The following is a 21,645-nucleotide window of genomic DNA, read 5'->3' as shown; positions in this document are numbered from 1 at the left end:
GCGGTGCTGAGTCGCCGCGCAGCGGTGCCGTAGCACCCAGGCGCTACTGTGCCGAAGTCGAAACGCGCTGCTCGTCGGCCTCACGAGCCACGTCGATACGGCGCTGCTGCTCGGGCGAACGCTGCAGAGCAGGCACAACCTCGTGCTGATCGGTCACAATCACCACATCGTGGTCAACGTGATCGGCCATTGCGTGCACGGTATCAATGAAGTCGCGACGGCGAATAGCGTCGAGAATGCGAGCGTGATCGCGCTCCATCTCGCTCGCGGTCGCCACATTTGCGAGGCGTCCACGGTGCGCTGGGGTGCGCAACTGGTCGTTGGTGCCGGCATAGAGCGAAGCAAGCAGACGATTCTTCGCGGCATCAAAAATGAGACGGTGGAATCGACTATCGAAGGCAGAAGCCTCAGACCCGCTCATCAGCACCGGGCAGCGTGTGCAACCCTTCTCCTCAATCGCAGCCTGCTCAAGAGCAATCAAGTCTTCTTCGGTGCGATGCAGAGAAGCCTGCTGTGCTGCTTCGATCTCGAGAGCACGGCGGTAGCTCAAAATCTCTTCAAGCGTGAAGTCGTTCAAGAACTCGTTCAGAAGCGTGCTCGTTGGTGCAGCAGAACGCACGAAGGTGCCGCGGCCAGGCAGCGTTTCGAGCATACCGATCGAAGCGAGTGAGCGAACCGCCTCACGAACAGTGCTGCGGCCGACGCCGATCTGCTCCGCCAGTTCTGGTTCGATCGGAATGCGACTGCCAACCGGCCAAGCGCCAGTTGTAATATGCCGACGAAGATACGCCAGCGTTGAGCGTGCCCGGTCGGAGCCGGTTGTCGTTCTGATTGCCACGTTCCGCCTCCCAAAGTTTTTGTGCGCCCGCAAGCCTCATCGCGCGCGGATTGTGACCAGTATAGCGAGCACGAGTGACACACTCGCTCGTCTGCGAGAAACGTTCGTTCATTTAACAGGAGGGCCTGAGAACCTAGGCTGTGAGAGATACCTCTTCGGTGCGAGAAAGGGCAAAGATGACTGAGTTGAACCGTGGCAAGATTGATCCGTTTGTTGCAGTAGACGCTGTGCGACAGGTCGCGACATTCACGCTGACCAGCACAGATATGCGCGAGGGTGAACCGCTGCCTGCCGCAGTTTATGACGCGGCCTCTGGCGGCGAAGACCGATCGCCCCAGCTGAGTTGGTCGGGCGCGCCCGCTGGCACCAAAAGCTATGTCGTCACCTGCTATGACCCAGATGCGCCAACCGGTGCTGGGTTCTGGCACTGGGCAGTAGGCAATATTCCCGCCAGCGTGACCTCGCTCGAATCTGGTGCGGGAAATCCCTCGCGAGGGCTCCTACCAAGCGGGGCCATCACTATGCCAAACGAAGCACGAGTACCAGCCTTCATCGGCGCCGGACCTCCCGAGGGCACCGGTGTACACCACTACTGGTTCAACGTGTTTGCGCTCGACGTTGAATCAATCGACATTGATCCGCAGGCAACGCCAGCAGTGCTGGGATTCATGATGCGAAACGCCGTATTGGCACGCGCCAGCCTCGTCGCTACAGGCGAATACGCGCCGAGCCGCTAAGGGGTTTCGGCCGCCACTCGCCCCGCTCAGCACGAATCTGGGCGGGGCGATCCAGCGAGCCAAACGACTTCACACAACTTTGGCTCCTAAAGTTAGATCATGAGTGCTGAACTCGATCAATGGGATGCCGTAGCCGACACCGCCACAGCCCGTGTTGCGGCGTGGATTGCCACGCTTGCCGATGATCCTGGCAGTTCAGTGAGTGCGAGCCTCGTCGGCGATGACACCCAAGCGGCGCTCCGCAGTGATCTACTTGAGGGATCGCGCAAAGACTCCGACAACTTCGGGTTTACCAGGCGATTGCTCGACGCCGTAGTTGGGGCAAGCGACCCGTTCAACGCCGCGCTTGGTCTTCGCGAAGTGTCACGTGAGCTACCGCACTCAATGCCTGTGGTTGAGCGAATCGCCCTGCGGGCTGGTGGTCTCGCCTCGCTCGGGCTGCCTTGGGCGGTGCTTCCTGTCGCGCGCAAGTGGCTGCGGGACCGGGTATCGCACCTGGTCGTCAGCGCAAAGATCACGGCAGAAAATGCTGACGAGCTGCCGTCGTTGCCCGCTCTCGACTCGGCGCTGCAGCAAGCCGTTCGCGATGGGCGACGAGTGCTTGTTTCGCTCGGGGGCACCCCGGTGCTCGGTGATCGCGGCGCGAAACTAGAACTCGATCGATTGCTTGCCCTTGTGGCGCGACCAGAAGTACAAGAACTCGCCGTCGACGTCGCGCGACTCGTGCCCGAGAAACTTGCCGGTGCGTGGGCACTCGACCACGATGCCGCAGTCGGCGCCGAACACCTGCGCACACTGCTGCTCGTCGCAGCACAAAACGACACCTCGATTCTGCTCGAATCGCACGACTATCGCAGCGCATTGCTCGCGCCGCAACTCCTCGCAAAAGCACTGAGCGGCACCGAACTCGACCAAGTCAAGGTCGGCGTCACACTGCCAGCAGAACTACCAGAGTCAGTTCAAACCGCAGAGGCGCTCAGCGCATTCTCGAAAGCGCGTCACTCTGCCGGAGCGATGCCACTCGAGTTGGTAGTTGGCGTTGAAGGCTTTGCCGGAAAAGAGCAGATCGCCTCGGTGCTGAGCGGCCTCGCCGTGAGCACAATTGAAGACCGCACAGCGCAGAACGCGCAATTGCTGCGTGTGCTCACACCATTGCTGCAGGCTGGCGCTGGTGTGCGTACGGTCGTCGCGAGCGAAGACCCACACCTGCTTGCGGCGGCGACTGTGCTTGCCGAAGAATACGGTCAGAAAGATTCACTCACACTGCAACTGCGCGCGGGAATCGCACCCCAGCTAGAGGCCGTGATTGCAGATCACGGCTACTCGGTGCGTCGCAGACTGCTGCTGGTGCACCCGAAAGAGTTCGCTGGTGCAGTTGAATATCTCATCGCGCTCGCCGCCGAAACGGCAGACGAAGATTCGGTGCTGGCACACACCCGCGCACTATTTGCTGGCGAAGGTGAAGAGCTGGGCTTTGGCTCGAGCGAGCTGAAAGAGATACTTGCCCAGGCCGCTGAGCCCTCCCCATACAGCCGCCGAGTGCAGCACCGCGAACGCGAGTGGAGCGAAGAAGCTCGTGACACTGTGGCCTTTTACCGTTCACCAGCAGAACCAGCCCGCTTTGAAACAGGCGGACTCACAGCTGCCGTGCTTGGCCTGACTCGGGCACAGACCGGGGCGATCACCCTCGAAGTCATGGGTGCGCCGCTGCGTATCCCGGCGATTTCAGAGACTGGTTTCGCAAACGAGCCAGACACCGATGCCAGCCGGTTCGATAACCGCGAGTGGGTGCGTGCCGCTTTCGCACGCGCCAGCCAGAGCAGCATCGCGATCGCCGAGGTGCGTGCGGCCGCCGAGGTCGCAGAAGACCCAGAAGCAGTGATCGAAGCTGCGCTTGTCGCTGGCGCTCCGTGGCGCGAAACCCGTGGCGGCGAGCGAGGCACCCGGGTAGCTCGGCTCGCGCTCGGTATTGCGGCAGCGCGGGATCGCCTGATCGAAGTGCTCGCCGCAGAGAGCGGAGCACCAATCACCGTGATCGACGTCGAAGTGAATGCGGCGATTGATGCAGCTCGATACCTCGGCCAACTGGCCGGTGGACTCGGCGCACTGCGCGGTGCACAGTTCAATTCTGATGGTCTCACCGTGGTCGTTGCAGATGCGGGCGTGCCGCTTGGCGAGCGTGCTGAGACCGTGCTCGCCGCTATCGCAGCTGGATCTGCCGTGGTGATTGTCGCTCACCCGAGTGTGGCCCGCTCAAGCGCGGTACTGCTTGAGGAGTGGGTGGCCGCGGGGCTGCCAACCGGGCTGGTCACACTTGCGGTGGCGGCTACGAGTGACGACGCGAAGGCGGCTCACCTGGCACTTGCTCAGCGTTTTGTGGTTGATCTGCGCTGTGATCGGGCGATGGTGCTTGGTAGTCGGGAACTTGCGCGTGAACTCTTGAAACGTCGCCCCGATCTGCGCATCGAGGGCCGTTTTCGGCAGCTCGGAGCGATGGTGGTGACGGCGAGTGCTGATCCAGCGTTAGCTGCACAGCATGTGGTTGCCTCTGCCTTTGGTGCTATGCCCGCCGACGCCAATACGGCGAAGGCGTTGATTCTGCTGAACCCGGCCGCAAGATCGGAGCGTCTGCGGCATGCGTTGGTCGATGCGGTGCGATCGATTCGGGTGGGCGACACTGCGCGACCCGGCGAGTCTGATCCGCTGAGTTTTGAGGTGGGGCCGTTGCCGGCGCTACCGAGCGAAGCGGGTCTGCGCGCGCTCACCGAACTTGCGCAGGGCGAAGAGTGGCTTGTGAAGCCCGAACGCCTCGACGAAGAAGGGCTGCTGTGGAGCCCCGGTATTCGCACTGGTCTGGTGCGCGATGCGCAATTCTGGCAAGACGCGGTTGGTATGCCGGTGATTGGCGTGATTACTGCGCACACGGTCGACGAGACGATTGCACTCACGAACCGGCTTGGCGGCGGCGGTGTTGCAGGGTTGCAGGCGAGTGAGCAGAGTGAAGTGTTGCCGTGGCTTGAGCGCGCGAAGGCTGCTCGAATTGTTGTCGGGCGCCCAACCACTGGAGGCCGGATTGAGCGGCAGCCCGGTGGCGGATGGCGCTCAGCGGGGATGGGTTCACCTGCGCTCGCCGGTGGCCCGCACCGCCTGCAGGCGCTTGGCTCGTGGGAGCTGCGCGAGGGCACAGCAAGCCAGACGCTGCATCTGCGGGGTTTGGCCCCTGAGGTGCGGGCACTGATCGAGACCGCGCAGTCGGCGCTTGATTACCAGAGTTTTGATCGGGTGCGCAGGGCCGCGTTGAGTGATGCGCTTGCTTGGCGCACCTCGTTCGGGCGCGCCTACGATGTGTCTGGGTTGGGTATTGAGCGAAATCTTTTGCGGCACTGGCCGGTGAGCACACATGTGCGTTTGGCCGAGGGTGCGGCGCTTGGTGATCTGGTGCGGGTGATTGCTGCGGGTTTGGTGGCCGGTGCACCACTGACGGTGTCGACTGGCGTCGTGCTGCCTACGAATGTGAGTGAGTTGCTCGCGCTTGAGGGCATCACGGTTGCGCTTGAGCGTGATGATGATTGGCTTGAGCGTATGGCTGTTGCTGGCCCGGGCGACGAAGAGCTTGCTGCGTCACGTATTCGACTGATTGGTGGCGACCGAGTGCGCACTGCTGAGTGGCTTGGCGGGCTGGCTTCGGTGGGGCTGTGGGCTGATCCGGTGACTATGGCCGGACCGGTTGAACTTTTGGCGTTCGTGCGCGAGCAGGCGGTTTCTATTGCCGCGCACAGGCATGGGCTCGCCCTGTTGCCTGCCGGTCTTGGTGGCTGGCTTGCTGAGGTGCAGGGTCGAGAGGCTTAGCCGCGCTGGATCGCCCAGCCCCGGCGCGGGCGGCTCTCGGTGTGGCGGATTTCCCATCTGTTGGCAAAGTCTGTATTGTTAGTTGCTGGCCGTGTCATTGAAAAATGACACACCTTTATGGCGGATTACCCGAGCGGCCAAAGGGGGCTGACTGTAAATCAGCTGACTACGTCTACGGGGGTTCGAATCCCTCATCCGCCACCAATAGAAAAGCACCCCGGTTCATTGAGCCGGGGTGCTTTTGTTTAGGGCGCCGTAGGCGACGGCGGAGCGCCACCTACAAAGAACTCGCCAATGGGAGTGACGCCGTCGCTTTCAAATACGGTCACGGTGTAGCCGGCTGAGTTGATCTGGTTCGCTTTTGCAGCTTCGCTTGGGTCTTTGGGGACATACCCTGCGAGGTCTTTTTCGTAGACGTAGCCGATGTTGCCGTTTGTGGCTTCGGTTTGAATGAGGTCCGGCGTATCGCAGCCGGGGAGTGCATTCACTGCTGAACCGTAAGACAGTCCTTGCTCGTTGTAGGTGCACCCTTCGCTGTTGTCGGTTGGTGCGCATCCGGCGAGCGACGCAATGGCGATAGCCGCGAATACTGCCGTTCCTGAGATTCGCATGGCTTTTCGTGCGTGGGTCGGAGGTGGTTGGTTGTCGATCATTCGGTTCTCCTTGCTCCGTTGCCAGGGTGGGAACCCTTAGCTTCTCTCATGAAGCAAAAACAGACAAGTGATCGCGGCTTTTTGTTATCTGGCTGTGCTGCGTCGCTTCTGCACCGAGCCGCCAGATTCGATTCACCGCCCGTTCATGTCACAAAAATACCGGCCACATGAATGTCATGTTACGGAAATACATGTGACACTTCGGCTTCGTAGCTTGAGGGTGTGAACAGTTCTGAAAGCCTCACCCCTGACGCGAATGGGCAGCCAGGCCCGCCCGCGGTTGCAAGGGTTCAAGCAGCACTCGGTTCTCTTGTCGCGAGCGAGCGGCGGGTTGCCGAGGTGGTGCTTGCGAACCCTCGGGCGATCATCGGGTGGACGGCGTCGGAGCTCGCCTCGAAAGCTCGCACTTCTGCGACGACCGTGATCCGCTTCGCCAAAAACTCGGGTTTTTCTGGCTACCAAGATCTCGCGATCGCGTTGGCGCTCTCAGAATCGCCGACTCAGCCAAGTGAAGATCTGGCCGCCACAGACACCGCTGCCGCAACGCTTCGCAAGGTCGGGGCTCGGGCAGCTGCAGCGGTCGGCGGTATGGCTGAGGCGGTTGATCCGGATGCCTTTACCAACGCGGTGCAGTTGATCGCAGCGGCAAACCACACACTCTGCCTTGGTGCAGCACTTTCGGCGCCGGCTGCCCTAGATTTCGCCTATCGGCTGAACCACTTGGGGCTCGCGGCCGATGCCCCTGCTGACAGTCAGGTGCAACATATTCGCGCATTTCAATTGCGTCCGCGCGATGTGTGCATTGTGTTTTTGCACGGTGGAAAGTATCCGCCAGTGGTGGAGGCTGCCCGAGCCGCAAAGTATGCGGGCGCGATTGTGGTCGGAGTGACCGCGTTTCGAGGCACCCCGCTGGCTGAGCTCGCAGATATTCCGCTGATTCTTGGCGCTCGCACTGTGCACTCTGGCCTTGCTGCTTGGGAAAGTCGCCTGGCCTCGCTCGCGCTTGTCGACGCGCTGACCGCAGCGGTCGCGCACCTAAACCCGGCTCAGTCTGACCGCTCGGTCTCACACATCCAAGACTTGATCGAACAGGACCTGCTGTAATGATGAAGAGTTCTGCCGGGCAGAGGCCCAAAGGTCGCAACAGTGTTGTGCCGTACCTGCTGCTTGCCCCGGGGATGCTCGCTACCGCGCTATTTGTGGTGGTGCCACTGCTGCTTGTGTTTGCGCTGGCATTTTTTAATCTGAATCTGGTTACCGGCACCTCAGATTTTGTCGGCTTGCAGAACTTCGCGGTTGAGTTTGTGCACCCAGAGTTTGCGCGAAGCGTTTCAAATACGCTGCTCTACGCCCTGTACACGATCATTCCCTCGATGGCGGGTGGCCTCGTGGTGGCCCTGCTTATTCACGGGTTGAGCAAAGGCCAGGGATTTTGGCGCAGTGTGTACTTTCTGCCTGTCGCGACGACCCTGGTCGCAATGTCGGCAGTTTGGCGGTGGATGTTTCGCGCTGACACCGGTGTTGTAGACACCATTCTCGGGCCGATCTTTGGCATTCGCGACTGGCTGAATGATCCGCAGTTGGCCTTGCACGCGATCGCTGTAGTCGGCAACTGGCATCAGATCGGTTTGGTCACGGTGCTCTACCTGGCGGCTCTTGGCAGTCTGCCACGCGACCCGCTTGAGAGCGCGCAAATTGACGGTGCCGGGCCGTGGGCGAAATTCTGGCATGTCACCTGGCCTGCGCTTGGCCCAACCACCGTGTTTGCGTTCATCACAACTGCTAGTTCGGCTCTGCAGGCGTACGACACTATCGCCGCCATGACGCAGGGCGGTCCGCTCGGTTCAACCGAGACACTCACCTACATGATTTGGGTGCGCGGAATTCATTACTTCGATATCGGCCGTGCAGCAGTGCTCTCGATTGCGCTGCTCCTGCTCTCTGTGCTTGCCACCTTGGCGCAACGAACTGGCTACGGTCGCAAACTTGAACAGGGAGGCGCCCGATGACCCGGGTACTCAGCCAGACGCTACGACATTTGCTCTTGGCAATCGGCGGCATCTTCATGCTTGCCCCGCTCGTGATCATGTTGGCAAGCGCTTTTACTCCCACTGGTGACATTCTTGAGGGCCGATACCTTGCCAGGCCAACGCTCGAGAACTTCAGCATTGTGGCCGAGAGCGTGCCGATCTGGCATTACTATCTGAATTCGATCCTGGTTTGCCTTGGCACATTCATCGTGCAGCTAGTGGTGTGCATTCCGGCAGCCTACGCAATGGCTCGTCTCCAGTTTGCTGGTCGGCAACTGGGACTCTGGTTGTTGAGCATGCTGATCCTCGTGCCATTTCAGGTGATCGCGATTCCGATCTACCTGATGTTCCGAGCGGCTGGCCTCGTCGATTCGCTTGCTGCGCTGATCTTGCCCTTCGCGGGTTCTGCTTTCGCAATCTTTCTGTTGCGACAGTTTTTTCTTGGCCTACCTTCGTCAATGTTTGACGCGGCCAAACTTGACGGCGCGAACACCTGGGCAGTGCTTACGCAGCTTGTCATTCCTTCGAGCCGACCTGCGATTCTCTCGCTAGGAATCTTTACCGTGACTGCAGCTTGGAACGCCTACTTCTGGCCATCGTTTGTGCTGACCTCAGACGCTTCAGCGACCATTCCTTTCGGTGTCGTGACCTTCATCAACTCCGAGGCCGTCACCGCGTACGGGCCACAAATGGCGATGGCGACGCTCTCGGTACTGCCGCTACTGATCGCGTTCTTGTTCGCGCAGCGACAGTTCATGCGCGGGCTTGTGCTCAACGGTCAGGCCGGTTGAGCCCGCGAGCGTCAAACACTTCAATACCCCTCACTCTTTCCCGTCAACAGTTATAGAACACACACGTTAAAAGGAATCACAATGTCTTTTTTTGCAAAAACCAAGCGCCCACTGGTTGTGCCGCTTTCGCTTACAGCGGTGGCCCTGCTCGCGACAGCGGGGTGCAGTGCGCAGCCCGCTGCGGGCGGTGACGCCACAGCAGTCGAATCAGTCACGATCGTTTCTGGCCAGTCAGCTCAGAACGGTGAGCTTCTGCAGTCAATCTTCGACGGCTACAACGAGTCAAGTGACGCAGCCAAGGTAGAGCTGCAGATGAGTGCCGATTCAGACGTAGAGACGGCGCAAAAGGTGCTCGTTGATATTGCTGCCGGTGCTGGCCCAGACGCGGTGCGTGTCACAAATGCGACCTACCAAACCCTGATTGACGCGGGGGCAGCTCAGCCCGCAACCGCATGCTTCGCCGGAGACGCAGAGCTTCAAAAAGATCTGCGCGCTGACCTAATCGAGGGCATCACCGTAGACGGCGAAATCTACCAGGTGCCCTGGTATGTCACTCCCAACGCACTGTTCTACAACGCTGAACTCTTTGCAAAGGCAGGGCTTGACCCCGAGGCGCCACCCACAACGATGGCCGAGTTCCATGAGGCAGCCCAGTCAATTGCCGCTACTGGCACCGCTGGCGGCACCGCCTACTTTGGTAATGACTACAACTTCCAGACCTACGTGGCCTCACTCGGTGATCGTGCCTTCGATCCAGCGAGCGGTGAACTGCAACTCGACGGAAAGGCAGCAACCGCAGCTTTTGAGTTGTTCGCTGAGATGGCCGCCGACGGCAGCTCGCCCGTTTACGGTAACTTCTTCGCCGAAGCAAATGAGGCATTCGCGGGCGGCAAGCTCGGCATGATGATCACCTCGGCCTCCGGGTACCCAGCCCTCGCTGCTCAGGGCAACACCAGCATTCGCATGGCTCCTGTGCCCGCAATGCCGGGTGGCGAGCAGATTGCTGCCTCTTCCACAAACGGATTCGTGATCACCACCAAAGATGCAGACCGTCAGGCAGCAGTCTGCGACGCCCTGCTCAGCGTGCTGACCCCAGAGGCCGTCACCGAAACTGTTTCAGCCACAGCGACCATCCCACTGCGCGAGAGCGTTGTTGAAGACGACGCCTTCCTTGCGCCGGTCTACGAGAAGAACCCTGACTGGATCAAGGTACGCGAGCAGCAGACTTTCCCGTGGGCTTCGCTGCCGGGTGGCGCAAACGCTGAATACACCGGCGCCTTCCTCGACGCGCAGACTCTGGTGCTGCGTGGCGAAGGCAAGCCTGCAGAGGTGACCGCCGAACTGCAGAAGACCACCACCGCACTTCTGAACGCGAACTGAGGCAAGTGATGAGTACCGCAGTGGAGACTCGAGAAATAGTAAAAACCTTCCGCGAGCGTGGCAGCGCAGACGTGAACGTCTTGCGGGGCGTATCTATGCACGCCAAGGCAGGCAGCATCACTTCGATACTTGGTGAATCTGGGTGCGGTAAAACGACTCTGCTTCGTATTATTGCTGGCCTAGAGACAGCAACCTCTGGTGCGGTTTTTGCGGGGGATCGGGACATCACTGCGGTACACCCATCGCGACGCCAGCTTGCCATGGTCTTTCAAAACTATGGCCTGTACCCGGCAAAGACTGTTGCCGGAAACATTGAGTTCCCGCTCAAAATGTCTGGCGTGCCTCGCGCTGAGCGCCGTGCGAGAGCGCTCGCCGCAGCCGAGGTGCTGCATATCGAGCATCTGCTGGATCGCCTGCCCGCACAGCTCTCTGGTGGTCAAAGGCAGCGGGTCGGTATATGCCGTGCAATCGCCAGGGAGCCTGAGATTATTTTGATGGACGAGCCGCTTTCGAGTCTCGACGCCCAGTTGCGAATTGAGATGCGCAGCGAACTTGTTGCGCTGCAGCGACGTATTGGCTCGACCATGATTACCGTGACACACGATCAGACTGAGGCGATGACTATGTCTGACTCGATTGTGGTGATGCGCGGTGGCCAGGTCGAGCAGGTGGGTTCCCCGTCTGAGGTGTTTGAGCGCCCGCAGACGGCCTATGTTGCTTCGTTCTTGGGCAATATGAACTTGGCCGCAGACGCAGCGAATTCTGGTGTCGAGGCTGCTTCGATGTTCTCGCATCACGCGCACACGACTCTCGGTGTGCGCCCAGAGCAATTCATGCTTGCCGAATATGCCGCTCCCGAAGCGGGTGACCTGCGGGTGTCGGGGCGCGTTGTGCGAGACGAACTGCTTGGCACTGACCGCGTGTTGCATGTCGAAGCGGGAGCGGCGGTTTGGCGGGCTCGGATTCCGGCCGCAGCTTCATTCGGTGAGCGCTGCACACTTGTGGCTCGTCGTGCTCATGTGCACGAGTTTGCAAGCGAAGGAGGCGTTCGCATTGATCGCTAAGCAACTTCGTGCAGCACACGATGTGCGACAGCTCGGATCTTTTCACTACCTTGCTACGGACCTTGACGGCACGCTACTTGACCCGAGTGGAGCGGTGACTGCGGCCACTGTGGCTGCGCTTGGTCGGGCAAAAGGGGCCGGCATGCGAACTGCCATTGCAACAGCGAGACCCTTGCGTTTGGTAACGCCTCTTTTGAGTGACGAGCTGCGTGAGGTGCTTGACGCTCTTATTGTGACAAATGGAGCTGCAATCTACGACGCTGCCGGCGGTGAGCTGCTTCATGAGGATGCGTTGTCGGTAGCTCACGCGGCCACGGTCATGGCGAGTGTGCGTGAACTTTGGCCCGAAGCGGTTTTTGGTTGGGAGACTGGCCGGGATTTCTGGAGTGAGGCTGCGTTTCTTGACCGGGTTCGGGCTGGCGGCATTTTGCGTGATCCAGACCCGCAACGGTTGGCTGTGCTGCCGGGGGCCCCGGTGCATCAACTGGTTTTTGTTGTCCCAGGCATCGAACCAGCCAGCTGTGTTGAAAGAGCTGCCGAGGCGCTTGGCGCGGTCGTCTCTGTCACCGAGTCGCACGGCGGTGTTGTTGAGCTTTCGGCGCCACGGATTACCAAGGGTGACGCAGTGAGTAACTGGATCTTGGCTCGAAACAGCGCGCACTCTATTTCTGATGCGATCACGTTTGGTGACGGCCACAATGACCTCAGCATGCTGCTTTCGGCGGGTGCAGGGGTCGCGATGGGAAACGCGGCGAGCGATATTCAAGAGCGTGCCCGTTTTGTCACGAGTAGCAATCGAGACGACGGCGTTGCCGCGTTTGTTGAGTCATACCTGGAATTCATTGCAGCGGAGGGAGTTCGGTGAGCACCGTAATCTTGCACGTAACGGACACTCATCTCGGTGCTTCCGGGGGGCCGGACCGTGAGGTCCAGGGCGAGCGCGCCTGGCAGATGTTTTTGGATCATGTCGCCGCCACCGATCCCGACCTGGTTGTGGTCACCGGCGACATTGTTGTTGACGACCCTGATGACACGGCTGATCAGAAGCGCGCGTTCGAGTTGCTTGCTGGCCTGCCGGTGCCCTTTCGCGTGGTGCCGGGCAACCATGACGTAGGGGATCATGCTGTGCGGGCAGGGCTGCCAGCGGACTGGCACGGAAAAGTTGTGACTTCGGAGCGGGTGCGCGATTGGAACCGGCGCTGGGGAGCAGACTACTGGCTGTTTGATCTTGGCTATGTCACTTGTATCGGGTTGAACTCACAGCTCATCGGCTCTGGCCTGCCAGAGGAGCAGTCACAGTTGCTTTGGTTGGAAAGCGTCATGAGCGCCCAACCTGAACGGCTGCGGCCGCTGCTGGTGTTCACGCATGAAGCACTCATTCCGGGGGAGGGGGTGGACCCTGATTCTTGGATAGCCGCACCGACTCTGGCAGCCGAGCGAGTGCGTGCGATCCTCGCAAAAGCAGGCAACTTCACCGTGTTTTCTGGGCATACCCACCGTTTTCTCGATGTTGCTGACCAGCAGTTTCGCCAGGTCACGGCGCCAAGTCTCTCTGGCCCCATTCCGCTGCGTGGCGACATGACTCAGGCTCGCGGTGATCGGCGGCCCGGCTGGGTCGAGATTGCGATTGACCTGAGAGAGGTGTCGGTGCAGCAAAAACTATTGAGCACGCAGGATCTTGCAGGCGTCAGCGCCAACTCAACTACTACCGCAGGAGGAACTCGATGACTTCGATCGTGCTGGACGAACATGTGCACCCTGATATTCGCTGGGCAGCAGCTCATATGCCTCTGCTTCGGGCGGCTTTCGCGGAACCCGAGGTGCGGGCAGCGTTTCGTGGACTCAGGGTGAGTGTTTGTCTGCACATTGAACCAAAAACCGGTGTGCTTTGCGCTCTGCTTGCCGAAGCTGGCGCGCTTGTCACCCTCACCGGCAGTCCCGGCACCACTCGTGTCGATATTTCTGAGGCGCTCCGTGATCTTGGCGTTCGGGTGTTCGCTGAGCAAAGCGATGTGGTGCCGCAGGTTGATGAGGTGTTGGCGAATCGACCGCATCTCACGCTCGATAACGGCGCTGACCTCACGACGGCGATCCTCGCTGAGCTTTCTGAGCACCCGGAGTATCTGGGCGGCACTGAAGAAACCACGACTGGGGGCATTCTGTTGCGACAGCAGGGCGGTGCTGAGAAGCATCCGATTATCGTGATCAACGATTCGCCCCTAAAGTTGCTGGTCGAGAATCGTTTCGGCGTGGGTCAATCGATCGTTCAGGGCGTGATGAATGCTACTAATCTGATGATTCCTGGAGCGCCAGCGGTGGTGCTTGGTTATGGACCGTGTGGGCGCGGGGTTGCGAATACTCTTCGTGAGCTTGGTGCGCGTGTAACGGTTGTTGACCTTGACCCGTATCGCAGGCTCGAAGCCGTTATGGAGGGGCATCAAGTCGCCGAACTTGATGACGCGTTGCTCGGTTCCCGAATGCTGTTTCTTGCTACCGGTCAGCCTGATGTGGTGCACGCAGCCCAGCTTGAGCAGATGGCAGATCAGGCTGTTGTCGCTGGTGTTGGTCATTTCTCGTGGGAGCTCAATATGGGTGACTATGGTGAATTATTGCCGGGCGCGGGTGGCCAGCAGACTCGTTTTCACGATCGGTACCGTTTGCCTTCGGGCAAGATTGTGGTTGTTTTGGCGGGTTCTCGAATGATCAATCTTGTTGCTGCTGGCGGTAATCCGATCGAGGCGATGGATCTTGGCCTTACTCTGCAGGCGCGGTCGCTTGCGTCGATTGCGCGTGGTGCAGTGACCGAGCCGGGGGTGCAGCCGGTGCCGCAGGAACTCGATCGTAGAATTGCTGGCGACTTTGCCGATGCGATTTCAGGAAAACTAGGAGTATGACAGTGAGCGATACGCTTTGGCAGTCAACGCTGTGCGAGGTCCAGGGTCTGCTGCCGTTGAATGAGCGTGATGCGCAGTCGAGGTCTGATGCAGTGCGTGCCATTGAAACTGACGCCGAATCTTCGTTGCGCAAAGATGCGACGTCAACACATTTCACCGCGAGCGCGTTTGTTTTCGATCAGAAGCTTGAGTGGGTGGCTCTGTGTTATCACCGCAAGGGTCAGTTCTGGGTGCAGCCGGGCGGTCATCTTGAGCCTGGTGACGATTCGATCGAAGGGGCTGCGATGCGAGAGTTGCGCGAAGAGACCGGTGTGCTGGTGGGGGACGTGCGGATCGTGGGCACGCTGGATCTTGATAGTCACGCTCTCGGCGATGGTTTTGACAGGTGTGCCAGGCACCTTGATTTTGGGGTTGCCGCACTTTTGCGGGCAGTTGATTTGCCTGAGCTTTCGTTGAGTGATGAGTCTGAGGAATTGATTTGGGCACAGGTCGCTGAGCTGCCCGAGAATTGCGCCCCGGGGCTGGCTGAGCGTATTTGGATTATGTGTGAGCGTGTGTCGGCGGCCTAGTTTGCTGCTGCGTTGAGGTCGTTGGCGGCTGTTGCTTTGGTGTCGACAGTCGGCAACGGTTATCCATTAGATATATCTAAATTCCCAAGCTTGAAACTCCCATAGGCTAAGCGTGACTCTCGTCAATGACGACAGAAAGGCGCTAAAACATGGGGCAGAATCCCGTCGCAATCGTTACCGGAGCGACCGGCGGCATTGGCTACGCAATTGCGTCGCTGCTGCATCGGCAAGGGTACGACCTGGTGCTGCACGGTTATGGGTCGTTGGATCGCGGTGCCGAACTCGAAAAAGAGTTTGCGGGCAGCCTGTACATTGACGGCGACCTTTCTGCGCCGCAGCTCGCAGCCGCACTCGTCGCCGAGACTGAAAGCCGGTTTGGCCGTATCGACTTGCTGGTGAACAACGCGGGCATTGGCATTCCTCACCCGCACGCCGATATCGCCGGCGTCACCCCGGACTTCTTCCACAGCATGCTCAATACCAACCTGGTTGCCCCGTGGTTACTCATCCAGGCGGCTGCACCGCAACTGAAAGCCGCCAGCGGCTCGATTATCAACATGAGTTCAATGGCTGCCTCGACGGTGAGTGGGAGTTCAATTCCCTACGCGGTGAGCAAGGCAGGTCTCGAGCACCTGACCAAGCTGCTCGCAGTCGCGATGGGCCCCGAAGTTCGAGTGAACGCAATCGCCCCCGGGCTAGTTGACACACCGCGTACATCAGAGTGGACCGAGATTCGGGCCGCTGTTGAACAGAGTGCACCGCTGCGCCGTTCGGCCACACCTGAAGACATCGCGTTGGCCTGCGCGGCACTGATTGCGACGCCATATGTCACGGGTGCAGTGCTGCCCGTTGACGGTGGCCAGCGCCTAGTCTGAGCGATCCAACGCAGAGAAATCGTAGACACCTAGAGACGAGACTTTTATGACGAGTACACCCACCGGCACGCAGCGAATAGGCTTCATTGGCCTGGGAGCGATGGGTGCCCCAATGGCCAGGCGGCTTATCGCTTCAGGCTACGAAGTAACCGTCTGGAATCGCAGCCCGCAACCCGCAGCGGAACTCGCCGCGGCGGGGGCAAATGTCGCGGCAACTCCGGCAGAGCTGGCCCGTGAGTGCGAGATTATCTGCAGTTGCCTCTACGACTTTGCCGCCATTGAAGAGGTCTACTTTGGCGATCGGGGTGTGTTTGACGGCATCAAGCCCGACTCGGTGCTGATTGAGCACGCAACTTTTGACCCCGAAGCGGCGAAACAGCTCGCCGCCCGTGCCACTGAACACGGGGTGACCTTGCTCGATGCGCCTGTGAGCGGCGGTGCTGAGGCTGCCACGCTTGGCACGCTTGTCGTGATGATCGGCGGTAACCGGGCGGTGGAATCGCGAGTGCTGCCGGTGCTGCAAAGCGTCGCTACGGCGATTGAGTGGGTTGGGCCCAGCGGCGCGGGTCTGACGCTCAAACTGCTGAACCAGATGATGGTGACGATTCACTCTGCCGCTGCTGGCGAACTCGCCGCGCTGCTGGGCACCCTCGGCTATGACCCCCTCGCCGCTGCCCGCGCGCTCGGTCACGGATGGGCGGGCAGCGCGATGCTTGCTCGCAATCTGCCGATCTCGTTCGAAGCGGATCTGAGTGAGCCTTCTCAAGCACCAATTGGTGGGCTTGGTGAGGCGCAGCGTCTGCTGAACGGCATGTTGTTTGAGGCGAGCATTGATGCGCCAGTCTTTCGTGCGGCGGTCGCGCAATTCGAAGCTGCGACCGCTTCAGGTATGGGGCGCAGCGACCTCGCCGCTCTGACGCTATTGAACCGTCAGGGTCAGAGCGACTGATCGAAGTTCGTATTGCGCGGGATCAGTACCCGGCCGCTGCGTCGACCTGGCCCGTTAGCGCGAGGCCGGAGCCGAAGCGGCTGAGATTCTCGGCGACCCGGGCCGCGAAGAGCGGCTGAATCATCTCTAGGGTGTCTGCTGCGTGCGGGGTGATGAGGGCGCGCGGTTCCGTCCAGAGGGGATGCCCGTCGGGCAGTGGCTCGGGTTCGGTGACGTCGAGGGCAGCGCCAGCGATCTTGTTTGCGGCCAAGTGTTCGGTGAGCGCAGTGGTATCAATGAGCCCGCCGCGTGCGATGTTCACGATGATTGCATGTTCGCCGAGCAGGGCGAGTTCGGTGGCTGAAATCATATTGCGGGTTGCTGGCGTGAGGGCGGCTGCCAGCACGAGCACGTCAGTCTTTGGCAGTGCCTCGTGAAGCTGCGCGGTGCTGATGGTGCGATCGGCGCCTGCGGCGTCAGCCTCGGTGCGCCGCACTACGGTGACGTCTGTGCGGAAGCACTTCATCAATCGCACGATCTCAAGGGCGACGCCGCCCGAACCGACCACGGTGATGCGCAATCCGTGTAGCGAGGTGCCGCTGGCGGGCGCCCAGGAGCGTGCGACAACTCGTTTTGGCAGTTCGCGCAGCAGCGCGAGGGTGAGTGCTAGGGCGTGCTCGGCCACTGGTTCGCCGTAGGCTCCCTTTGCGCTGGTCCACTGTAGGTCTGGGCGGGCCTTAAGCGCATCGTTGAACGCTTCGATTCCGGCGCTTGGTAGTTGTACCCAGCGCAATGTTGAAGAGTTTGTGGCGAGTTCGGTGAGTTCGGCCGAGGTGCCGCCGAAGGTGACAATCGCTGCCTCTGCGCTCAGGTGATCCTCGACAATGTCTACTTCTGCCGCGGCCAGCGCTGCAGTCAATTGCGGGTAGGGGGTACCGACAATGGCGACTTGTAGACGGTTCACACTGCACTCCTCATTAAGCGATTAGGTCTCAGATAACTATATGAACAATCTTGGTATCGGTAAGATATATCAACAACATGAACGCAGAGATTGTGTCAGGATTGCCGAAGAGCGTAACGGGGCGCTCGTTTTTGTTTTGAAAGGCAATCCATGTCGCAGAGGGGCATCGCAGGGAGCGGTGGAGACCTATTTCATGACTCCGGTCAAGACGGGTTGATGCACCGCGCATTTCTGCGAGGCGCAGGGTTCTCAGCAGAAGACGTGCGCAATCGGCCAGTGATTGGCATCGCGAACAGTGCGTCGGAGCTCAACCCATGCAACCTCGGCCTGAACCGGCTCGCCGCAGAGGTGAAGAGGGGCATTCGCGAAGCTGGGGGGCTTCCGATTGAGTTCCCAACCATCTCGATTTCTGAGCCATTCACTCGGCCGACCAGCATGTTTTTGCGCAACCTCATGTCGATGGATGTCGAAGAAATGATCACGGCCGCCCCGATCGATGGGGTGGTCTTGCTTGGTGGCTGCGACAAGACCATTCCCGCTCAGCTGATGGGCGCATTGAGCGCCAACAAGCCGGCGACGCTTCTCGCTGCCGGGCCGCGACCAACTTCGTGCCATCGAGGTATCTCGCCGCTCACAGTCGATGACGCGTGGCCGTTCTGCGACCGCCGCAGGGTCGGTGAGGTTGACGATGCTGAGTGGCAGGAATTTGAAGGCAACCTCAACACCGATGTTGGCACCTGCAATGTGATGGGCACCGCAAGCTCAATGGCGGCTATTGCTGCTGTACTCGGTTTCGCATTGCCAGATCACGTGTTTGCTGATTCCGTAAGTCTCGCCCGGCGAGACCTCGGATTCCGAACCGGCCTTGCGGCAGTCGCAGCAGTACAGCGAGACCAAAAGCCAAAAGACCTGGTGAATCTCGCCTCGCTCGAAAACGCCTTCCGCGCCATCACCGCCCTTGGCGGCTCAACCAACGCCATCATTCACCTTGAAGCCATCGCAGGTCGCGCCGGCGTTGAAATCGGCATGGAGCGTTTCGAACAGTGGTCGCGCAGCACGCCGTACCTCACGAACGTGCGCCCTGGCGGAGAAATGACGCTGAACGACCTCGAAGACGCTGGCAGTCTGCCAGCTTTGCTCACACAGATCAGCGACCTCTTGCACGCGGATCAGCGCACAGTGCACGGTGAACGCTGGGCAGATCTGCTCGCAGCCACCGAAGCGCCAGCGCACAACGCTATTCGGCTTCGTGAAACCCCGATTAGTGCGCAGGGCCCGCTCGTCGTACTGCGCGGAAATCTCGCACCCAATGGCGCGATCTTGAAAACCGCAGGCATTGAAAGCGATGGGCCACTGCAACACCGCGGTCGCGCTGTTGTGTTTGACGGGCTCGAGGATCTGAACAACCGCATCGACGACCCCAACTTGGTGGTCGATGCGAGCAGCGTACTGGTGCTGCGTGGCCTCGGGCCCATTGGTGCCCCGGGTATGCCAGAGGTCGGCCATATTCCGATCCCAGCAAAGCTTATGCAGCAGGGCGTCACCGAAATGGTGCGAATCTCTGACGCACGCATGAGTGGAACTTCAACCGGCGCGGTCGTGCTGCACGTCTCACCAGAAGCCGCAGCGGGAGGGCCGCTCGCCTATCTGCGCGACGGCGACGAAGTGCTGCTAGACACCGTCACTGGTCGCCTCGACCACCTCGTTGATGAAGCCGAATACCTTGCGCGTGAGCCGTTTGCGGGGCCCGAGCGCCCGAACCGTGGCTTCGCCCAACTGCACTTCGACCACGTGCTGCAGGCCGACGAGGGGTGTGACTTCGACTTCCTCCGAAAGATCGCCAGCAGCAACAGCACAAACAACCGTTTCACCACCGAAGAACAAGGGGGTTCTCACGATGACCGCAACTAACACCGAGATCGCGCTCTCAGCCCGAACTATCAAGAAGAGTTATGGCGACAAAGAGATTTTGCACGGCATCAGTATTGACGTCGCAAAGGGTGAACACATTGCCATCATCGGGCCAAGTGGTTCGGGCAAGAGCACGTTTATTCGTTGCCTGAACTTACTTGAGGTGCCAAACCACGGTGAAATCGAGCTCGCTGGCGAGCGAGTTTTTGACTCTGCAAGCAAAACCCCGGTCGCTTCCGTTCGTGCACTGCGCAAGCGGGTCGGCATGGTGTTTCAGTCGTTCAACCTTTTTGCAACACATACTGCCCTCGAAAATGTCAGCCTTGCTCCGCGTCGCGTGCTCGGTCTCTCGAAAGAAGAAGCTGAGGCTCGGGCAGAGAAGCTGCTTGATCGTGTCGGCCTCAAAGCTCACATGCACAAGCATCCAAGCCAACTTTCAGGCGGCCAGCAGCAGCGAGTCGCGATCGCTCGTGCGCTCGCACTCGACCCAGACGTCATGCTCTTTGACGAGCCAACAAGCGCGATCGACCCTGAGATGCGTGTTGAGGTGCTCAAAGTGATGAAAGAGCTTGCCGAAGGTGGCATGACCATGCTCACCGTGACGCACGAGATTCAGTTTGCGCGCGAAGCGGCAGATCGCCTGATGTTCATTGCCGATGGCGAGCTTGTGGCCATGGGTGAGCCTGCGCAGTTGTTGGATGATCCAGCGCATGAACGTATTCGTCGATTCGTAAGCGCGATCAACGGAGAAATCTGATGCTCGAAATTCGCTACCTACTCGAAGGGTTATCCATCACCCTTCAGATCTGGGCCGGAGCGCTCGTGCTCTCGGTCTTGCTGGCAATTCCTGTGGCAATGCTGCGTCGTTCGACAAACGGTTTCGCGCGTTTTGTTGGCGCGGTTTGGGCTTGGATCGCCCGCGGTATTCCGCCGATTGCCTGGTTGATCATCATTTACTTTGGTCTCTCGCTCGGAATCATTTCTGAGGTGCCAGTGCTTGCCGCGATTGTCGGCCTTGGCTTTGTGAATTCTGCCTACATTGGTGACAGTATTCGCTCGGGTCTCGATGCTGTGCCGAAGGGTCAGTGGGAGGGCGCCGCTGCGGTGGGCCTCAGCAAGCTCGACACGCTTCGTTTTGTGGTGCTGCCGCAGGCGATCCCGGTAACCCTCGCCTCTACGGCTGCGTACTCGATCACGCTGCTGAAGAACACCGCAATCGCTTCGATTATTGGCGCAAACGAAATGATGTTCTACGCCTACAACGCGGTGCAGGTTGGCGCCGAGCCGATTCCTGCGTTCCTCACTATTGGCTTGGTGTATCTGCTGATTTCAGTGCCGATCGGGTTCCTCGCCCGATGGCTTGACGCGAGAGCTACCGCGCATCGCAGGGTTGGAGTGGCGTGATGAGTGAATTTATGAGTCTTGCTGTTCAACTGCTGCCCGGGCTGTGGCTGAGCATTCAAATGGCATTCATCAGCTTGCTGGTGGGCATTCCGCTTGGATTCTTTGCCGGTCTTGCGCTGAATGGCCGATCAAAGGTGGTGCGTGGAATTGTTGTCGCACTCGTTGAAATCTTCCGCGGCTTCCCGGCGCTGCTCACCCTGTATTTGGTGTACTTCGGTATGACCAATGTGGTCACACTCGATCGTTTCACGTCGATTGTGATTGCCTTTGGTCTCACCACCGCTGCCTACACCGCAGAGATCTTCCGCGCAGCAATCGCAAATGTGCCTCGTGGTCAGTTGGAAGCCGCCGAAGCCCTGGCATTCAGCAAGAGCGACATTACGCTGCGGATCGTGCTCCCGCATGTGCTGAACATTGTGGTGCCGCCCGTGATCGGTATCGCGATCATTACATTCCAGGGCACAGCTCTCGCTTACGCAATTGGCGGCAAAGAACTGCTCGGAATGGCGTACTCGATCGGCATGACCAACTTCAAAGTGCTGCAACCACTCCTCGTCGCCGCTCTGCTCTACCTGCTGTTTACCTCACTGCTGGCATGGATGGAAGTGCTCGCAGATCGCCGAGCTGCCCGCATCACCGGCCGCGCACCGCAGGCGAAAAAGCGTCAACGAAATCTGCGCAAGGGCGACGACAGCAAAGACGCAGCTCCAAGCACCCGTGTCATCAACACGGCTCTACGTTCCGAACACACCAAATAA

General features: G+C 59.8%; 20 protein-coding genes and 1 tRNA gene. 18 read left to right on the top strand and 3 right to left on the bottom strand.

Annotated features, from left to right (window positions below; all coding sequences use genetic code 11):
* Positions 1–43: 43 nt before the first annotated feature.
* Positions 44–838, bottom strand: a complete 795-nt coding sequence (locus QBL02_RS04825; protein WP_282725218.1) for an FCD domain-containing protein — start codon at positions 836–838, stop codon at positions 44–46.
* A gap of 176 nt (positions 839–1,014) precedes the next feature.
* On the opposite strand from QBL02_RS04825, the gene QBL02_RS04820 reads away from it, so the two are divergent.
* The 3 genes from QBL02_RS04820 (at position 1,015) to QBL02_RS04810 (ending at position 5,628) form a co-directional block, all read left to right on the top strand.
* Positions 1,015–1,575, top strand: coding sequence for a YbhB/YbcL family Raf kinase inhibitor-like protein (locus tag QBL02_RS04820; protein ID WP_282725217.1), 561 nt, complete (start codon positions 1,015–1,017; stop codon positions 1,573–1,575).
* A gap of 99 nt (positions 1,576–1,674) precedes the next feature.
* Complete coding sequence (locus tag QBL02_RS04815) at positions 1,675–5,424, top strand: proline dehydrogenase family protein (protein ID WP_282725216.1); 3,750 nt, start codon at positions 1,675–1,677, stop codon at positions 5,422–5,424.
* Positions 5,425–5,543: 119 nt separating this feature from the next.
* Positions 5,544–5,628, top strand: a tRNA-Tyr gene (locus QBL02_RS04810).
* Between the two features lie 41 nt (positions 5,629–5,669).
* Here the strand turns inward: QBL02_RS04810 and QBL02_RS04805 are convergent.
* The gene (locus QBL02_RS04805; protein WP_282725215.1) at positions 5,670–6,077 is read right to left on the bottom strand and encodes a hypothetical protein; all 408 of its coding nucleotides are present in this window, start codon (positions 6,075–6,077) and stop codon (positions 5,670–5,672) included.
* Between the two features lie 222 nt (positions 6,078–6,299).
* Here QBL02_RS04805 and QBL02_RS04800 point away from each other — a divergent pair, with 222 nt between their 5' ends.
* From QBL02_RS04800 to QBL02_RS04750, 11 genes are all read left to right on the top strand, one after another.
* Complete coding sequence (locus QBL02_RS04800; protein WP_282725214.1) at positions 6,300–7,181, top strand: MurR/RpiR family transcriptional regulator; 882 nt, start codon at positions 6,300–6,302, stop codon at positions 7,179–7,181.
* Positions 7,181–8,086 (top strand): sugar ABC transporter permease, encoded by a 906-nt coding sequence (locus QBL02_RS04795; RefSeq protein WP_282725213.1) that lies wholly within the window; start codon positions 7,181–7,183, stop codon positions 8,084–8,086. Before QBL02_RS04800 ends, QBL02_RS04795 begins: the two co-directional genes overlap by 1 nt.
* The gene (locus QBL02_RS04790; protein ID WP_282725212.1) at positions 8,083–8,898 is read left to right on the top strand and encodes a carbohydrate ABC transporter permease; all 816 of its coding nucleotides are present in this window, start codon (positions 8,083–8,085) and stop codon (positions 8,896–8,898) included. Before QBL02_RS04795 ends, QBL02_RS04790 begins: the two co-directional genes overlap by 4 nt.
* Before the next feature lie 81 nt (positions 8,899–8,979).
* Positions 8,980–10,278, top strand: coding sequence for an extracellular solute-binding protein (locus QBL02_RS04785; protein WP_282725211.1), 1,299 nt, complete (start codon positions 8,980–8,982; stop codon positions 10,276–10,278).
* Positions 10,279–10,286: 8 nt separating this feature from the next.
* On the top strand, positions 10,287–11,342 hold the full coding sequence (locus tag QBL02_RS04780; protein ID WP_282725210.1) for an ABC transporter ATP-binding protein: 1,056 nt from the start codon (positions 10,287–10,289) through the stop codon (positions 11,340–11,342).
* On the top strand, positions 11,332–12,207 hold the full coding sequence (locus tag QBL02_RS04775; protein ID WP_282725209.1) for an HAD hydrolase family protein: 876 nt from the start codon (positions 11,332–11,334) through the stop codon (positions 12,205–12,207). Before QBL02_RS04780 ends, QBL02_RS04775 begins: the two co-directional genes overlap by 11 nt.
* Positions 12,204–13,070, top strand: a complete 867-nt coding sequence (locus QBL02_RS04770) for a metallophosphoesterase (RefSeq protein WP_282725208.1) — start codon at positions 12,204–12,206, stop codon at positions 13,068–13,070. Before QBL02_RS04775 ends, QBL02_RS04770 begins: the two co-directional genes overlap by 4 nt.
* Positions 13,067–14,236, top strand: coding sequence for an adenosylhomocysteinase (locus QBL02_RS04765; RefSeq protein WP_282725207.1), 1,170 nt, complete (start codon positions 13,067–13,069; stop codon positions 14,234–14,236). Before QBL02_RS04770 ends, QBL02_RS04765 begins: the two co-directional genes overlap by 4 nt.
* A 2-nt stretch (positions 14,237–14,238) precedes the next feature.
* Positions 14,239–14,805 carry an NUDIX domain-containing protein gene (locus tag QBL02_RS04760; RefSeq protein ID WP_282725206.1) on the top strand — a complete coding sequence of 189 codons (567 nt, stop codon included), beginning with the start codon at positions 14,239–14,241 and terminating at the stop codon, positions 14,803–14,805.
* Positions 14,806–14,954: 149 nt separating this feature from the next.
* Positions 14,955–15,680, top strand: coding sequence for an SDR family oxidoreductase (locus tag QBL02_RS04755; RefSeq protein WP_282725205.1), 726 nt, complete (start codon positions 14,955–14,957; stop codon positions 15,678–15,680).
* A gap of 46 nt (positions 15,681–15,726) precedes the next feature.
* Positions 15,727–16,629 (top strand): NAD(P)-dependent oxidoreductase, encoded by a 903-nt coding sequence (locus QBL02_RS04750; protein WP_282725204.1) that lies wholly within the window; start codon positions 15,727–15,729, stop codon positions 16,627–16,629.
* Positions 16,630–16,651: 22 nt separating this feature from the next.
* On the opposite strand, the gene QBL02_RS04745 is transcribed toward QBL02_RS04750, so the two are convergent.
* The gene (locus QBL02_RS04745; RefSeq protein WP_282725203.1) at positions 16,652–17,572 is read right to left on the bottom strand and encodes an NAD(P)-dependent oxidoreductase; all 921 of its coding nucleotides are present in this window, start codon (positions 17,570–17,572) and stop codon (positions 16,652–16,654) included.
* Between the two features lie 150 nt (positions 17,573–17,722).
* Here QBL02_RS04745 and QBL02_RS04740 point away from each other — a divergent pair, with 150 nt between their 5' ends.
* The 4 genes from QBL02_RS04740 to QBL02_RS04725 are packed head-to-tail and all read left to right on the top strand — an operon-like array spanning position 17,723 to position 21,645.
* Positions 17,723–19,483, top strand: a complete 1,761-nt coding sequence (locus QBL02_RS04740) for a dihydroxy-acid dehydratase (protein ID WP_282725202.1) — start codon at positions 17,723–17,725, stop codon at positions 19,481–19,483.
* The gene (locus QBL02_RS04735) at positions 19,470–20,240 is read left to right on the top strand and encodes an amino acid ABC transporter ATP-binding protein (protein ID WP_282725201.1); all 771 of its coding nucleotides are present in this window, start codon (positions 19,470–19,472) and stop codon (positions 20,238–20,240) included. The genes QBL02_RS04740 and QBL02_RS04735 overlap by 14 nt, the downstream gene beginning before the upstream one ends.
* A complete protein-coding gene (locus QBL02_RS04730) occupies positions 20,240–20,887 on the top strand; it encodes an amino acid ABC transporter permease (RefSeq protein WP_282725200.1) in 648 nt (215 codons plus the stop codon). The genes QBL02_RS04735 and QBL02_RS04730 overlap by 1 nt, the downstream gene beginning before the upstream one ends.
* Entirely contained in the window at positions 20,887–21,645 is a 759-nt protein-coding gene (locus QBL02_RS04725) for an amino acid ABC transporter permease (RefSeq protein ID WP_282725199.1), read from the top strand. The genes QBL02_RS04730 and QBL02_RS04725 overlap by 1 nt, the downstream gene beginning before the upstream one ends.

It is taken from the genome of Leucobacter sp. UT-8R-CII-1-4 (assembly GCF_030010235.1).
Taxonomy (GTDB): domain Bacteria; phylum Actinomycetota; class Actinomycetes; order Actinomycetales; family Microbacteriaceae; genus Leucobacter.
This window is presented reverse-complemented; position numbering and strand designations above follow the sequence as displayed.

What these genes read in the sequence shown, in the direction of transcription:
- QBL02_RS04820 (WP_282725217.1), top strand. Translation starts at nt 1,015, where the DNA reads ATGACTGAGTTGAACCGTGGCAAGATTGATCCGTTTGTTGCAGTAGAC.
- QBL02_RS04725 (WP_282725199.1), top strand. Translation starts at nt 20,887, where the DNA reads ATGAGTGAATTTATGAGTCTTGCTGTTCAACTGCTGCCCGGGCTGTGG.
- QBL02_RS04740 (WP_282725202.1), top strand. Translation starts at nt 17,723, where the DNA reads ATGTCGCAGAGGGGCATCGCAGGGAGCGGTGGAGACCTATTTCATGAC.
- QBL02_RS04785 (WP_282725211.1), top strand. Translation starts at nt 8,980, where the DNA reads ATGTCTTTTTTTGCAAAAACCAAGCGCCCACTGGTTGTGCCGCTTTCG.
- QBL02_RS04795 (WP_282725213.1), top strand. Translation starts at nt 7,181, where the DNA reads ATGATGAAGAGTTCTGCCGGGCAGAGGCCCAAAGGTCGCAACAGTGTT.
- QBL02_RS04765 (WP_282725207.1), top strand. Translation starts at nt 13,067, where the DNA reads ATGACTTCGATCGTGCTGGACGAACATGTGCACCCTGATATTCGCTGG.
- QBL02_RS04780 (WP_282725210.1), top strand. Translation starts at nt 10,287, where the DNA reads ATGAGTACCGCAGTGGAGACTCGAGAAATAGTAAAAACCTTCCGCGAG.
- QBL02_RS04815 (WP_282725216.1), top strand. Translation starts at nt 1,675, where the DNA reads ATGAGTGCTGAACTCGATCAATGGGATGCCGTAGCCGACACCGCCACA.
- QBL02_RS04730 (WP_282725200.1), top strand. Translation starts at nt 20,240, where the DNA reads ATGCTCGAAATTCGCTACCTACTCGAAGGGTTATCCATCACCCTTCAG.
- QBL02_RS04755 (WP_282725205.1), top strand. Translation starts at nt 14,955, where the DNA reads ATGGGGCAGAATCCCGTCGCAATCGTTACCGGAGCGACCGGCGGCATT.
- QBL02_RS04735 (WP_282725201.1), top strand. Translation starts at nt 19,470, where the DNA reads ATGACCGCAACTAACACCGAGATCGCGCTCTCAGCCCGAACTATCAAG.
- QBL02_RS04790 (WP_282725212.1), top strand. Translation starts at nt 8,083, where the DNA reads ATGACCCGGGTACTCAGCCAGACGCTACGACATTTGCTCTTGGCAATC.
- QBL02_RS04805 (WP_282725215.1), bottom strand. Translation starts at nt 6,077, where the DNA reads ATGATCGACAACCAACCACCTCCGACCCACGCACGAAAAGCCATGCGA.
- QBL02_RS04750 (WP_282725204.1), top strand. Translation starts at nt 15,727, where the DNA reads ATGACGAGTACACCCACCGGCACGCAGCGAATAGGCTTCATTGGCCTG.